Genomic DNA, 15,126 nt, shown 5'->3' on the forward strand with positions numbered 1-15,126 from the left:
ACGTAATTGATCATGCTTACGACATGGTCAGATAAGACAGCAAGGACGGCTGCTATGGTGATGCAAGGATTGAAATACTTTATCGTGCTGGTGGTGTTTTGCGGCGGGTTAGCCGGGTGTGACAGTAGCGGTGCATTCTCAACCAACTCTCAAGATATTGATGTAGACGCGATAGTCGCTGTCGATATAGCGGTGCAGCAGCCAACGGTGAATGGGTTCAGCCGTCTGACCCTGGCGAAAGGTCTTCAGCAACCGCTGGTTGCGATCGGTATTTTCGATGATAACAGTACTCGCGATATCACTGGTTTAGTGAGTTGGAAGGTTAGTGATGAGACTATTGCCAAGGTCAGTGGCAGCGGTACGATTCAAGGACTGGCTGTCGGCTCGGTGGACGTTTTTGCGACATTTAATGGTTTAACCAGCCAAAATACGATTATCGTAACAGTAACCGACTCGCAACTGTTAAGCATCCAGTTGGTTCCCCCTTTGGTTCGCAATCTCACCGTGGGCGAAGCTATTGGGATGAAGGCAATCGGCAGCTACAGCGATGGCTCAACCGCGTTGCTCACCGATCAAGTTTCTTGGCAGGTGGACTCACCTTCAACCACCAGCATTGACCAGCGAGGTACCTTAACGGCGGAAAGCGCAGGGCGCAGTATCATTAGCGCGTCTCTAGGAACGCTTACTGCTGACAATGTGAGCACTGTGGATGTGACCTCGGCGGCTTTGACAGACATCCAGGTGACTCCTCCTCGCGTATTGCTCAACCCCCATGTTCAGCAGCAATTTACTGCTACCGGGCTTTTCAGTGATGGTACTACCACCGATCTAAGCGAACGGGTGTCGTGGGTTAGCGCAGATGAGAGCGTGCTCTCGATGGTTGATGGGGCGACAGCGCAGGCGTTGAGCGAAGGCCAATCATCGTTGGTGGCGACGCTGGGGGATATTACCAGCAATACCGCGCTGGCTGTGGTCAGTGATGCGGCGCTGCATCGCGTGCAGGTGAGTAGTGAACGCTCTGAAACACCAGTGGGAACCTTCGTTCAGCTAACTGCTTTGGCCTTATTTGAAGATGGCAGCTCCAGTGACTTTACCCAGTTTGCCAATTGGGTTTCTTCGGATCCGAGCGTTGCAACGGTCTCTGAGTCAGGTTTTGCCACTGCGGTAGAAGTGGGTACAGTTGATTTTACTGCCACTTTCGAAGGGGAAAGTGGTAGCTACGATGATTTTGACGTGTCAGCGGCGGTGGTCTCTTCAATTCAAGTTAGCCCAAGTTCAGCCCCAATTAGCGTGGGTGAAGAGCTGCAGCTGTCAGCAATGGCTATATATACCGACGGTACTAGGGTTGATGTTTCCAGCCGAGCGGCATGGGCGGTCGTTGCGTCGGAGTCGGCGACCATAGACAACACTGGATTATTGCTAGGGGTTGCGCCTGGTAGTGTATCGGTCTCAGCATGGCTAGATGGTGTCAGTAGCAATTTGTCAGTGGTAACCATTGACCAAACGGTGCTTGAGTCTATCCGGCTGGTTCCCGCTACTCAGCAGGTACCTGTGGGCACCTTACTCCCATATCAAGCGATAGGTGTTTTTAGTAATAACACTACTCGAGATATAAGTGCGCTTGTCTCTTGGCACAGTCAGCAAACGTCGGTAGCAACAGTCGATCCCGACGGTGTGTCCCAAGCGGTTAGCCAAGGGCAAACTAACATCGTTGCCACCTTAGATGGAGTTAGCAGTTCCAGTGCGGTCCTCAACGTAAGCGATGCGGAGGTCGTGTCGTTACAAGTTACCCCCACCGCTATATCGCTCCCGATAGGACGGCAGTTGCAATATCAGGCAATCGCTATGTTCACTGATGGCTCTCGCCGCGATGTCTCGGAACAAGCTAGTTGGCATAGCGACGACAGTGGGCTTGCCGAAGTTACCGGCAATGGTGTTGCGTTGGCAAAGCTGGAAGGACAAACTGCCATCCATGCATTTTGGGAGGGGGTTAGAAATGACGACGCCCTATTGACGGTAACCCCTGTATCGCTGCGGTCGATACAAGTTAGCCCGTTGGTGGCAGAAGCGCCACTAGGTACCACTGTACAGTACCAAGCGTTCGGTATTTATAGCGATGACTCCACTATCGATATCAGCGATTCGGTCTCTTGGTTTGTCAGCGATTCAGCGGTGGCAGCCATTGATTCTCAAGGTTTACTTAAGTCTGCTTCGCTGGGGACCAGCACCGTGGTAGCGAGTCTCGAGGGTATTACCAACGATGATGCGAGGTTAAGTGTGACAGATGCGGTCCTTAATGCAATTCAGCTCGAGCCGGCTTCGTTTACCACACAGATCGGCTCCGTGGTGCAGTATCAAGCTATTGGTCGCTATAGTGATGACACTACCCGAGATATTTCCAGCCTGGTTACCTGGCATAGTGATGATACTGAAATTGCGGCCATCGATTTACAGGGCCAAGTCACCACCTTAAGGGCTGGGAGCACGGCGATTCATGGCATGCTGGATGGCATACGAAATATGGATGCCATGCTAACCGTGTCTGGCACTGCGTTGGTTTCCATCCAAGTGACTCCAGCGCGCAGTGAGCTACCACTGGGGCGTTCGCAGCAGTATCAAGCTTTGGGGACGTATAGTGATAATACAGTTGCAGATATCTCATCACTGGTGACATGGCACAGTGATGATACTACCGTGGCGACCATTAGCCTTGAGGGCTTGGCGACCGGAGTTAACGTTGGCAGTGTCGCGATGCACGCCATGTTGTCCGGAGTGCAGAATGATGACGCGATACTCAATGTGACCAGCGCAGAGCTTGTATCGATTGCTGTTACGCCACAGGCTTCAGATGTACCTTTGGGCAGAGACGTTCAATATCGTGCCTTGGGTAGCTATTCCGATGGTTCTGTGCTCGACATTAGCGATACGGTATCTTGGGTGAGCAGTGCCCCGCAGATCGTGACTATCTCGGCCACAGGGGTCGCCACTGGAGCTGCACAAGGTATCGCTATGATCAGTGCAGGCCTCGATGGTGTTAACAGTGAGCAGGTATCTTTGCAAATCAGCTCGGCGGTGCTTAGATCTATCACCGTTAGTCCAGATAGTGAGAGTGTGGCCAAAGGCAATGTAGTGACTTACCGAGCCTTGGGAACATACACTGACCTCTCGGTTATAGATCTGACCACTCAGGTGAACTGGATTAGCCAGCAGACTACAGTCGCAACCATCAGTAGTCTGGGGCAGGCCACTGGCGTGACACCGGGAAGTACCACCATCTTCGCCAGTCTGGATGGTGTTTCAAGTAACTCTGCTTCTTTAGATGTTACAGCAGCGAGCCTGGATTCAATTACCATCAGTGGCAGTCAAACAACGCTGATTGACGGCTACACGCTAGCTTTAGCCGCTGAAGGTACCTATAGCGATGGCTCTACTCGGGATATCAGCGCTCAAGTTAACTGGATCTCCTCTGCAACACAGGTGGCAACGGTTAGTACTAGCGGAGTCGTGACCGGCGAGAGCGCGGGTAGTACAACATTACTGGCCTCACTAGATGGAGTCTCGAGCAACACGTATACCCTCACGGTGACTCAGGCAACTCTAGAGTCCATCGCGATTAATACCTCAGCCAGTTATGCTGAGGTCGGCACGACTATCAGCTTTGCCGCGGAAGGCACGTACAGTGATGGCAATATATTGGATATTACTAACTTAGTTTTCTGGAGCAGTTCGCAAAGCAGCGTGTTAACGGTCGACGCTTCTGGAACGGCTAGGGCCGTGCGCTCAGGCCTTAGTGATGTATCGGCTTCTTTGGCGGGCTTGAGCTCTAACTCTATTACTATCACTGTCGATGCATTAGGGGTGATGAATGTAGGTGTGGGTTGGAGTATCGAAGATGGTGAGAGCTGCCTGACCGATGGTAACAAAGACACTTCTTATGGCACTGACTGTTTGGCAATGAGCCTCTCAGCAGGCGCTGACAATAGTTGGGGCTTCGTAGCTGAAGACACCTATTTCGACTACAACTTTGGCACGCCTACAGCGCTAGATACAATTACCTTCTTTGGTTATTGGCGACTCAACCGAGCCAACGCTCTGGGTACGTGGCGTGTACTGGCCTGCACCAATCCGGCTTGTAGCAACTTAACCCCTATCAGCGGCAACTTCGGATTGCGTACTAATGAGGGTATTGCGATCACCGATCCTACCCCGTATCAGTATATTCGTTTTGAGTATGTATCGGGGCCGGTATCTAGTTTGGTTGGTGGTAGCGGCGCGGGTGTGCTGCGTGAGATGGAGTGGACATCACCATAACAGGTGATTGCAAGATTAGCGTTTGTCGCGTTATCGAGAAGTGGGTTGGCAGATCAGTGGGAACATGCTTTTGCTATAGGGGCTATGAGATAGGTCGTAACTTTTAAGTATCAGTAGTAAAAGTTCATTAAAACAGTTTTTAATGAACTAGAATCGGCTGGGATTAGTTGACCACTACAGTTCGAACCTTTCATAGAGCGGTGGCTTGAAAGTGGTATCGAGAATTAGAGCTGACCAAAACAGGTGCGGTCACTAGTACGCGTTGAAGAGAGTGAGCTTGCCGTCTTTATCGAAGCTCACCACATCAAAATCGCGATAGACCTCGCCCGGTGCAGCCATGCCCGGGCTGTGCATTGGCATCCCCGGGGCGCTTAGCCCGGCGATATGCTCGGGCCGTTCTGCCAGCAAACGCTTGATGTCGGCGACTGGTACATGCCCCTCTATCAAATAGCCGTCGATAATCGCGCTATGACAAGACAGTGCCTGAGGCGGCAGTCCGTGAGCGCGGCGCACCTCGCTCCAGTCGCGCTCGGTTTGCACCTTCACCTGATAGCCCTTGCCCTCCAAGATATCGGCCCACTCTTGGCAGCAGCCGCAGCTGGGTGATTTGTAGAGAAGCACTTCAGTCGCGACGCTAGAAAATGAGAACGCGGCAGCCAACAAGGCTGCGCTGAATCGGATTACCATGGAGGGATGCCTCTTGGGTTTTTTCGTCAAGTTGTTGAATTAAAAGTAAGTAGCAACGGGGAAAAATACAAGAAACGTGCATAAAGGCGATATGTTGAGGCTGTGGGGGAAGTCGCAATTGCAGGAGAATGAGCGCGCTGAGCCAAGGTTGACTCAGCGCAGCGAGGCTTAGGCCAGCTCGCTAAATACCTCATCCAGGGTATCGATGATAAAGTCTGCTTCCTGCTCTGTTAGCGTCAGGATCGGGCACAGGCACAGGGTGTTGTTAAAGAAGGTGAACGAGCGGTTGGTGCGCCCGATAATCAGCCCCTTTTGCATGCATTTCGCCGCCACCTGAGCACTTACCGTTTCTGCCACTGGCGTTTTGGCGGCCAGGTCGCTAACCAGCTCTAGCCCCAGCAACAAGCCTTTGCCGCGTACATCGCCAATCAGCGCATGGCGCTTTTGCAGATCCTGCAGGCCTTGTAGCAAGTAGTCGCCCATCTGGGCGCTGTTCTCAACCAGCTTCTCGTCTTCCAGAATACGCAGGTTCTCTAGCGCTGCCGCAGGGCCTGCGGTACAGCCACCAAAGGTGGAGATATCGCGGAAGTAGGCATCACGGTCGCGCGGCTCGGCAATAAACTCTTCGAAGATCTCTTCGGTAGTGACTACACAGGAGATGGCGGCGTAGCTCGAAGCCACCCCTTTAGCCAAGGTGACAATATCGGGCTTGATGCCGTAGTGCTGGTAGCCAAACCACTTGCCGGTGCGGCCAAGGCCACACACCACCTCATCGATATGCAGCAGCACCTGATACTTCTTACAGATGGCTTGGATCTCCTGCCAGTAGCCCTCGGGTGGGGTAATCACCCCACCACCGGCGGTGATTGGCTCAAGGATCACCGCGCCGACGGTATCGGGGCCTTCGCGCAGGATGGCTTTCTCCAGCTCTTTAGCGGCCAGGATGCCGTAGTTGTCCACGTCGCCAAACTGGCTGCGGTACTCGCAGCAGTGCGGAAATTCCACAAAGCCCGGGGCGAAGGGGCCGTATTGCTTGCGGCGTTCTTCCTGGCCGGTGGCACTGAGAGTGCCAATAGTGGAGCCGTGGTAGTCGCGCTCGCGATATAAAATCTTATGCTTTTTGCCGCCGTATTTGAGGTGGGCAATCTGGCGAACAATCTTAAAGGCCTTCTCGTTCGCCTCGGAGCCCGAGCTGGCGTAGTAGACCCGGCTCATTCCCGGCATCTTCTCCAGCAGCTTCTCGGCAAACTCGGCGGCGGGCAGAGTGCCTGCGGTGCCAGCGAAAAAGTTAAGTTGGGTGAGCTGCTCGCTGATGGCTTTGGAGATCGACTCGCGGCCATAGCCCACATTGACACACCAGACACCGCCTGCGGAGGCATCCAGATAGCATTTACCGTTTATATCCCACACCTTTGAGCCTTCGCCGCGCACCATCATCATTGGGTCTTGGTTTTGATAGACGCTGTGCTGGCTTAGGTGGTGCCAAACATTGGCGCGATCTTGCTCTACTGCCTGGCTGATCTGTTTCTTGCTTTGTACCGCGGGTTCGAAAGAGGCCATCTCGCTACTCCTTGAAATCATGTTGCTCTTGGCGTTATTCCCTTATCTCGACCTTACCCCTGCTGCAAAAACGGGCTTAGCGCCAGTAATTTGAATCAATGGAGCCAGCGCGATGTGGTTGCCAAAAGTGGCTGCAAAATCTGGCTCCATGCAAATTGGGATCTGGTGCTAAATGGCTATGCGGCCTTCCCCGACAATGCCACTAACAAAGAAAGATAAACCTGCGTGAAGCAGTCGGGAGATAGTGCGTGAACGAGTTGTTAGTGGCCTTGCCATTGGTGTTTTTGGCGGCGCTAGTGCGCGGCTATACCGGCTTTGGCTATGCGGCCATTGCCATTGTCGGGATGAATATCTACTTCTCGCCCCAGCAAAGTATTCCAGTGGTGTTGGCCTTGGATGTGCTGTGCAGCCTAAGCCTGCTCAAAGCCGCTCTGAAGGATGTGGATCTTGCCACGCTAAAGCTGCTCGGCTTGGGCAGCTTACTGGGGATCCCGGTGGGCTTTAGCCTGCTGCTATTGTTGCCCGCGGCCTGGCTGAAATTGTTGATCTGCCTGTCGGTACTCGCTTTTGCCTGGGCATTGCACAAGGACTGGCGACCGGCCAATGCTGGCAGCCCCAAGATGGCGGTAGGCTTTGGCATGGCCTCGGGGATGGGGACGGCCGGTGCATCGGTCGGCGGCCCGATGATCGTCTGTTACATGCTGGCCAGCCCGCTTAAGCCGCAAAATCAGCGGGCCACTATGATCCTGTTCTTTATTCTCACCGAGCTTATCTCGATAGCCGCACTGTTTGGTCAGGGCTTGTTTGGCCAGCAGGAACTTAGCTTGGTCGCCCGCCTGCTACTGCCGACCTTAGTTGGGGTTATGCTCGGGCAATACCTGTTTGCCCGCCGCCCGCCGGAATCGTTCAAGAACGTTGCGCTACCGGTGATGGTGGCCGTGGCAGTGATTGGCTTGCTGGCGGCGCTGCGCCAGCTCTAAAAGCCAGCTCTAACAGAGTGTGGCCTTACAACTTAGCCAAGCTGCGTGCGATATAGCGGCCTCGTCCTGCTTGCGCGTGCAGCTCACCGCCTTCCACAATCACCTCGCCGCGAGCAATGGTGTACTCGGGGAAGCCGTTACACTCCATGCCCGCGTAAGGCGTAAACCCCGCTTTTGAGTGCTCCATATTGGCCTGGATAGTCTCTGAGGTGCTGGGGTCGATAATCACGATATCCGCATCAAAGCCCGGCTTAATGGCCCCCTTGTTGGTTAGGCCAAATAGCTGGGCGGGTCGGGTACATAGCAGCTCGACCAGCTTGTTGATGGTGATACGCCCTTGGGATACGCCTTCTGAGAACATCAGCGGCAAGCGGGTTTCGACACCCGGTAGGCCGTTGGGGCAGCGATTGATATCGCCAAGCCCGAGCCGTTTTTGTGCGCGGGTAAAGGCGCAGTGGTCGGTGGCGACGGTATCGATGCTTCCATCCTGCAGGCCTTGCCAAAGCTGGGCTTGGTGGTGCTTCTCTCGAAGTGGTGGCGACAAGATGTGGCACAGTCCATCCTCGATATTGGGCTGGCGGTAGCGCTCATCACTGAGAAACAGATACTGGGGGCAGGTTTCCACATACACGTGGCGCTGCTTTTGCCGAGCTAGCCGCAGGTAGTCTAGCCCGAGCCCGTTAGATAGGTGCACGATGTACAGCGGCGCTTCATCGGCCAACTTGGCCAGATTAAGCATCCGGGTGATGGCCTCGGTTTCACACTCTGCAGGGCGACTCAAGGCATGGGCGATGGGCAGGTGCATCATCTCGGAGCGTTGTAGCTGCTCTTTGTTGAGGCGAATGACATCATCGTTCTCGGGATGCACGCAGGTAATAGCGCCCAAGCTACCCAGCCGCTTTAAGGCGCGCAGCGCGTCGTAATCGCTGAGTTTGTAGCCGTAGGTCAGGTACAACTTAAAGCTGCTTACCCCCTTGGCTATCATCTCGGGCATCTCATTGAGGATCTGCTCATCCACATGCTGGATGGTGCCATGGAAGCCATAGTCAATCACCGCCTGTGCGCTGGCCCACTGATGGTAGACCTCAAGCTGGTGCATCAGCGAGCAGCCAGCCGGGCCAAAGCCCATATGGTCGACGATGGCGGTGGTGCCGCCAAATGCTGCAGCCACGGTGCCGCTGTAAAAGTCGTCACAGCTTTGGCAAAAGCCCATATCGATGTTCATATGGGTGTGCACATCCACGGCACCGGGGATCACCACCTTGCCCGTCGCTTCGATGACTCGCTCAGCCGAGGTGCTTAGGTGAACGCCAACCGCCTGAATCACGCCCTTTTCAATGAATATGTCGGCTAGCTGAGAGCTGTCGGCATTGGCGATATTGGCGTTGCGAATCAGTAATGACAAAACGGGCTCCTTAGCACTCGGTTAAGACTTGTCGCGTTGCAACAGCAATGTGATGGCGAAGCTCATCAGCGCGCCAATCACGTAGGAGTTATCGAAGATAAACCGCAGCACCGGCACAAACTGGGATAACAGGCAGACCAGGGTGGTCCCCACCAATACACCAAAGGCTTGGCCGTTTACCCCGTTTCGGTAGTAGTACTTACCGCCGTTGGTCTTGTACAGGTCGACCATATCCACCTGGGTTTTCAGGCTAAACCAGTACACCGCAATATAGATACCGGCCATCGGACCCAAGAACGCTGCCAGATTACCAAGCACCACAAAGATGTAGTTATCCGGGTTATCGAGTACCGCCCAAGGCTGTGTCAGCAGGGCCAATGCGCCAGCGGCAAGCACCGCGCGCTTGTAGCTAAACTGCTTGGGCATCAGCGAGCTGAACACCATTGAAGGGGGCACCAGGTTGCCAGCAATGTTGGTGGTAATGGTGGCGATGATGATAAACACCGAGAAGGTGACGGTGATAAGGGTGGAGTCGAAGCGGGCGATCAACTCCACCGGATTCCAGATGGTTTCGCCAAAGGCCAAGTAAGAACCATTGGTACCAATCACACCCACCAAGCAGATGAACAGGGTCATCAGCGGAGCAGCGGTTAGCTGTCCCCACACCTGTGCGCCTTGCGATTTGGCGTGGCGGGTAAAGTCGCTGGTGTTAAGTGCCAAGGTGCCATCAAAGGCAATCATCGCCGATAGTGCTGGGAAGAACAGCAGCCAGAAGCTTGCGCCAGTATCAAACTCTTGGCTTACCGAGAACAGCGTATCCAAGCTGTAATCGGCTACCCCCAAGGACCACCAAACCACTGCGCAGCTTAGGAACACCAGAATCGGGGCGGTGAAGTTCTGCAGCACCTTAATGCCGTTGGCGCCTTTTAGGGCGATGTACAGGTTTCCGGCAAAGAACAATAAGAAGCCAAGCGCGTTGCCATAGGCAAAGCCCTCCCAGGCGCTGCCGAGCAGGCCGCTAAGCACGGTGTTTACTGCCTGACCGCCAATCCAACATTGCACGCCAAACCAAAAGCAGCCGAGCAAGGCGCGGATCATCGTTGGAACGATATTGCCGATGGGGCCGAATACCAACTTAGAGAGCATGGTAAACGAGCCACCATAGCGGGTGCCGAAATGGCCCAGCAGTACTGCGGGGATCATCACCAATGCATGGCCAAGAACCACCACGAATATCGCTTGCCACCAGTTCATGCCCTTGGCAATCAGGCCAGAGGCGAGCATATAGACTGGGATGGAAATCATGATGCCCAGCCACAGGGTGAAGTAGTTTATTCCTGACCAAGAGCGCTCGGCGGAAGGGATGGGCGCAGAATCGCTGCTGTAGCAATTCTCACTGCGGTTGATCTGCTCTAAATCAGCGGCGCTGAGATGGCAAATTGTGTTGTCTAGTAGCTTACTCATACACTTAATTCTCTTTAACTTTCAATAAGGTGTTACTGAAAGTAGAGATACGACTTGGTGCTTGGCCTGGTGTCACTGAGGCGAGGAAGTAGCAATCGTTGACTCTCGGTGCTTGGCGCCGCTATCCGCAGTTAGCGGGTTCAGGGCGCCTTAATTGTTGTGACGATTCCGTTGTCGTTACTCTACAGGGTTTTGCTCTTCTAGTGCCGCAAATTTGTCGTTATATTTCTGCTAAGGATCTAATTTAGCTAGTCTTTTTCTTTAGATATGATGGCGTATTCCTTGGGAGCCCGGTGTAGATCAAAGTTGAAGATATTCTCTTTGATCTCGCGGGTACGCTCTAAATCGCAGCGCGCGACGATCAGCTCATCGGCCAGTGTGGAGGCTTGGGCGACGATCTCGCCAGTGGGAGCGATAATGCAGCTTTGGCCAATCAGGTCGCAGCCCTCTTCCTTGCCCGCTTTAGCACAGGCAACAATCCAGCAGCCGTTTTGATAGGCGGCAGATTGCATCACCACATGGTTGTGGAAGTTCTGCAGGTGGTCGTGCTGTGGCACAGGCGGGTAGTGCAGTGGGGTGTTGTAGCCCAGTACAATCATCTCAGCGCCTTGCAATGCCATTACCCGGTAGGTTTCAGGCCAGCGGCGGTCGTTGCATAGCGCCATGCCTACTTTGCCGCCCATAAAGTCCCAGGTACCAAAGCCGAGGTTGCCCACCTCGAAGTAGCGTTTTTCCAGATGCTGGAAGGGCCGCCATGGTTCGTGATCGGTATGGCCGGGCAGGTGGATCTTGCGGTACTTGCCAACGATCAGCCCGTGGTCATCCACCAAGATCGAGGTGTTAAAGCGGCGGGTCTGGCCGTCTTCTTCTGCCAGCTCGGCGTAGCCAAGGTAGAAGCCCACGCCCAAGCGTTCGGCTGCCTCGAACAGTGGGCGTGTTACGTCGCTCGGCATTTCCCGCTCGTAGTAGCTGTCGAGCTCTTGCTCGTTGTCAAAGTACCAGCGTGGGAAGAAGGTGGTCAGGGCCAGCTCGGGAAACACCACAAAGTTGCAGCCTTTCTGGCTGGCTTGCTGCAGTAGGGCTAACAGGCGCTCAACCACTTGAGCGCGGCTCTCTTCACGGGCAATTGGCCCAAGTTGCGCAACCGCAACCTCCAAAATTCTAGACATAATCAATATCCTTATTACTTAGCTCCATCACCAGCTTGAGCAGCACATTGGCGCCTTTCTCAATCTGTGGCTGTGAGGTGAATTCTTCGATGTTGTGACTGATGCCAGCGATGCTTGGCACAAAGATCATGGCGCTGGGGCAGTGCGGGGCAAACATCTGACAGTCGTGGCCCGCACCGGAATACATGCGCTGGGTGCTGTAGCCCTGAGCTTGGCTTAGCTGTTCAATACGGCTGACTAAGCCGGTGTGAAAAGGCACCGGCTCAAAGCGTGCCAGCGAGGTTTTGGAGTAGCTCAGCTGATGCTGCTCGGCGAGCGCTTGCAGTTGTTGATCGACCTCGCGTTCTGCCCCGCTTAGCTGCTGCTCATTGCTGTTGCGCATATCCAGAGTGAAGCTCGCAGTATGCGGGATCACATTCACCAGGTTGGGTTTGAGTTCCAGCGAGCCCACTGTGGCCAACTGCCCTTCGTTGGCACTGGCTAAGTTGTGGGCAAAGTTGATGCACTGCATGGCCGCCACTGCCGGGTCATGGCGATAGGCCATTGGGGTGGTGCCGGCGTGATTGGACTGGCCTTTAAGGGTGATTTGCTGCCATGAGATCCCTTGTACTCCCTCGACCACGCCAATATCGACGCCTTGCTGGTCGAGGATCGGCCCTTGCTCAATATGTAGCTCGATAAAGGCCTTAACCCACTCAGACACTGGCGCAAACTGCGCGCCGCCTTGATAGCCAATGGCGGCAAGCTCATCGCTGACCGTTGCGCCATCGATGCCTTGGGTCGCCAGCGCTTGCTCCAGCGGCAGTGAGCCATTAAATACCGCACTGCCCATCATATCCGGTGCGAAGCGCGAGCCCTCTTCGTTGGTGAAAAAGGCCACCGCCAACGAGCACTCAGGCAGTGTGCCTTGCTCGATAATCGTCTCGATCACCTCAAGCCCTGCCAGTACCCCTAAGTTGCCGTCAAACAAGCCCGCAGTGGAGACGGTGTCGATGTGCGAGCCCATCATCACGCAAGACTGTGGATTCTTTCCTTCCAGCACCGCCACCACGTTACCGATGGCATCGGTGTGCACTGTCAGGCCCAAGGCCTGCATCCAAGACACTACCAAGTCACGGCCGGCTTGGTCATCTTTGCTCAGTGCTAAGCGGGAGACGCCGCCACCGGGCAGGGCGCCACACTCACCCAGCTGCTGCAGGCGTTGCCATAAGCGCTCGCTGTTAATCTGGAGTGAGTCGGCCATTAGCTCTGCTCCTGTTGCAAGGCTTGGGTTACCAGCTGGTGGTAGAGCTCGGGATCGGTGGCGCCTTCGCTGCCAATCAGCAGTACCCGGCTGTGTTGATCCAGTTGCAGTTGCTGGCGCGCCGCTGGGTCCTGACAAGCTAAGATAAGCCCAGCTAAACCAGCTACTGCCGACTCGCCAGCCTCGATGCCTTGGCTGGAGCAGGCCGAGTTGTCGGCCAACAGGCGCATACAATCCACCGCGCTCTCATCGCTGACTGTCATAAAATGGCTGGCACCATCGCGCAGGATGTCCCAAGCCAGCAGTGACACTTCGCCACAGGCCAAGCCGGCCATCAGGGTATCCAGCTCGCCATGCACCACCACCGGTTCGCCCTTGCGGGCGCTCTGATAGAGGCAATCGGCTTTGTCGGGCTCGACGATCACGCAATGCGGGCGGGCATCGCCAAAGTGCTGCCATAGCTGAGCCACAGCAGCGGCGGCCAATCCACCAACGCCACCTTGAACAAACAAGTGGGTGGGGGCTTGCTGCTTAGGCAGCTGGCCGATGGCCTCATCGATCATCACCGTGTAGCCCTGCATCACATCCTTGGGCACTTCCAGATAGCCGGGGTAGGAGGTGTCTGAGACCACAAAGCGGCCCAGCGCTTTCGCGTCTTCGTCGGCTTGGCGAACCGCGTCGTCGTAGTTGCCCGGCACTCGCACCACCTGCGCGCCAAAGCCTTCAATGGCTTGTTTGCGGCCTTCGCTCACCGTGGCGTGGATGTAGATAATGCACTGGCAACCAAACAGCTGGCTGCCCCAGGCCACTGAGCGGCCATGGTTGCCATCGGTGGCGCAGGTTACCGCTACCTTTGAGATAAACTCGGCATACTTGCCAGAGGTAAGATCTTGGTAGCTGGCTTCGTCGCACAATCCAGCCTTGGCCAGCTCGCGCTTGAGTAGGTTGGCCACCGCATAGGCGCCGCCCAGTGCTTTAAAACTGCCCAGATTGAAGCGGTCAGCTTCATGTTTGTAGTAGATCTGGCCCAAGCCGAGGGCGTCAGCCGCTCGGTCCAAGGCGATCAGCGGCGTGGGCTGATAGCCCGGCCAACTAGTGATTTCTTGTTTGGCCTTGGCAAAGCCTGCGGGGCTAAGTGTGGCTTGCTGGGGCTTGCCGAGCGCTGCAGGCGCAAGTACTTGTGGGTTGGCAACCAGCTCAAACCCGGGAGTAATCTGAAAACTCATTCTATCCTCGTTACAGCTTGAGGGCCGAGCGGCCCTCGCTTAATCGGTTTTATTGCAGGGCGGCCAGGAAGGCATTCATCAACGCTTCCCCTTCTTCGCCGTACTTATCAACAATCACTTGCTTCACCACCGGCTGAGAGGCGGCGCGGAAGGCTTCACGCTCCTCGGCGGTTGGGGTGTAGACCTTCATGCTTTGCTGCAGTTGGGCCAGACCACGGTCAGAGGCTTCAATCGCACGGGCCATACCACGGCCTGCGGTGATCGCCGAGCGGGCGGCATAGTTGATCACCTCTTGCTGCTCTGGTGTCAGTGAGTTGTAGAACTTATCGTTGATGGTCCACACGTAAGGGGTGAACAGGTGGCCGGTTAGCGTCAGGTACTCTTGTACTTCAGCAAACTTGGCGAAGGAGATGATTGGCACGGGGTTCATCTGGCCATCGGCCACGCCGGTTTGCAGTGCGGTATACACCTCAGACCAAGCGATGGCGGCGGGCTGTCCGCCCAGTGATTGAATCACCGCTTTATGTGAATCGAGGCCCATGGTGCGGATCTTCAGGCCTTTCATATCCTCTGGCGAGCGCACTTCACGGCGAGAGTTGGTCAATGCGAAGAAGCCGCCTGAATCGCCAAAGCCCAGTACCTTGATGCCGGTTTTGGCATGGATATCTTCTGCTAGTTGCTGGCCAAAGGGACCGTCGAACACTTCATAGGTCGAGCTGATATTAGGGTAGGCGAAGGGGACATCTAACACGCCGATCAGCGGGTAGGCTGCTGCTGTACCGCCCGCCGAGTGGCTGCCCGATTGGATCGCCCCGGCTTTCACTTGGAAGATCACCTCGCTGTCTTTACCCAGCTGGGAGTTAGGGAACAGCTGTACTTCCACTTCGCCGTTGGTTCCCGCTTCCACCAAGCTTTTGAATACGGTAGCCATCGCACCGGTCGGGTTATCAAACGGGTCGTTGTTGTTTAGGTGGTGCAGTTTCAGGGTCTTCGCGGCAAAAGCTGGGCTTACCAGGCAGCTGCTGGCCAGTAGGGCTGCCAAGGTGTACTTCGCAGCGGTTTTAAATAGTGTCATGGGTCA

General features: G+C 55.1%; 10 protein-coding genes. 2 read left to right on the top strand and 8 right to left on the bottom strand.

The annotated features are described in order from the left end of the window. Positions 1 to 60: 60 nt before the first annotated feature. Positions 61 to 4,311, top strand: coding sequence for a beta strand repeat-containing protein (locus tag G462_RS0109805; protein ID WP_169720158.1), 4,251 nt, complete (start codon positions 61 to 63; stop codon positions 4,309 to 4,311). 252 nt (positions 4,312 to 4,563) lie between these two features. On the opposite strand, the gene G462_RS0109810 is transcribed toward G462_RS0109805, so the two are convergent. Together G462_RS0109810 and G462_RS0109815 are read right to left on the bottom strand one after the other, a co-directional pair. Further along, positions 4,564 to 4,998 (bottom strand): DUF411 domain-containing protein, encoded by a 435-nt coding sequence (locus G462_RS0109810; RefSeq protein ID WP_026958841.1) that lies wholly within the window; start codon positions 4,996 to 4,998, stop codon positions 4,564 to 4,566. A gap of 168 nt (positions 4,999 to 5,166) precedes the next feature. Then, positions 5,167 to 6,558 carry an aminotransferase family protein gene (locus G462_RS0109815; protein WP_051326658.1) on the bottom strand — a complete coding sequence of 464 codons (1,392 nt, stop codon included), beginning with the start codon at positions 6,556 to 6,558 and terminating at the stop codon, positions 5,167 to 5,169. A gap of 248 nt (positions 6,559 to 6,806) precedes the next feature. Between G462_RS0109815 and G462_RS0109820 the strand changes: the two genes are divergently transcribed. Continuing rightward, complete coding sequence (locus G462_RS0109820) at positions 6,807 to 7,538, top strand: sulfite exporter TauE/SafE family protein (RefSeq protein WP_026958843.1); 732 nt, start codon at positions 6,807 to 6,809, stop codon at positions 7,536 to 7,538. A gap of 25 nt (positions 7,539 to 7,563) precedes the next feature. Here G462_RS0109820 and hydA read toward each other — a convergent pair whose 3' ends face one another. The 6 genes from hydA to G462_RS0109850 all read right to left on the bottom strand — a co-directional run bounded on the left by hydA (position 7,564) and on the right by G462_RS0109850 (position 15,120). Continuing rightward, positions 7,564 to 8,943 carry a dihydropyrimidinase gene (gene hydA, locus G462_RS0109825; RefSeq protein ID WP_026958844.1) on the bottom strand — a complete coding sequence of 460 codons (1,380 nt, stop codon included), beginning with the start codon at positions 8,941 to 8,943 and terminating at the stop codon, positions 7,564 to 7,566. 21 nt (positions 8,944 to 8,964) lie between these two features. Continuing rightward, positions 8,965 to 10,407, bottom strand: a complete 1,443-nt coding sequence (locus tag G462_RS0109830; protein ID WP_026958845.1) for an NCS1 family nucleobase:cation symporter-1 — start codon at positions 10,405 to 10,407, stop codon at positions 8,965 to 8,967. A gap of 248 nt (positions 10,408 to 10,655) precedes the next feature. After that, a complete protein-coding gene (locus G462_RS0109835; RefSeq protein ID WP_026958846.1) occupies positions 10,656 to 11,576 on the bottom strand; it encodes an N-carbamoyl-D-amino-acid hydrolase in 921 nt (306 codons plus the stop codon). Further along, entirely contained in the window at positions 11,569 to 12,819 is a 1,251-nt protein-coding gene (locus G462_RS0109840; RefSeq protein WP_026958847.1) for a Zn-dependent hydrolase, read from the bottom strand. Before G462_RS0109840 ends, G462_RS0109835 begins: the two co-directional genes overlap by 8 nt. Further along, positions 12,819 to 14,045 carry a diaminopropionate ammonia-lyase gene (locus G462_RS0109845; RefSeq protein ID WP_026958848.1) on the bottom strand — a complete coding sequence of 409 codons (1,227 nt, stop codon included), beginning with the start codon at positions 14,043 to 14,045 and terminating at the stop codon, positions 12,819 to 12,821. The genes G462_RS0109840 and G462_RS0109845 overlap by 1 nt, the downstream gene beginning before the upstream one ends. Positions 14,046 to 14,094: 49 nt before the next feature. Next, entirely contained in the window at positions 14,095 to 15,120 is a 1,026-nt protein-coding gene (locus tag G462_RS0109850) for a TRAP transporter substrate-binding protein (RefSeq protein WP_035477421.1), read from the bottom strand. Positions 15,121 to 15,126 lie beyond the last annotated feature (6 nt).

The sequence above is a fragment of the Aliagarivorans taiwanensis DSM 22990 genome (assembly GCF_000429505.1).
GTDB lineage: Bacteria > Pseudomonadota > Gammaproteobacteria > Enterobacterales > Celerinatantimonadaceae > Aliagarivorans > Aliagarivorans taiwanensis.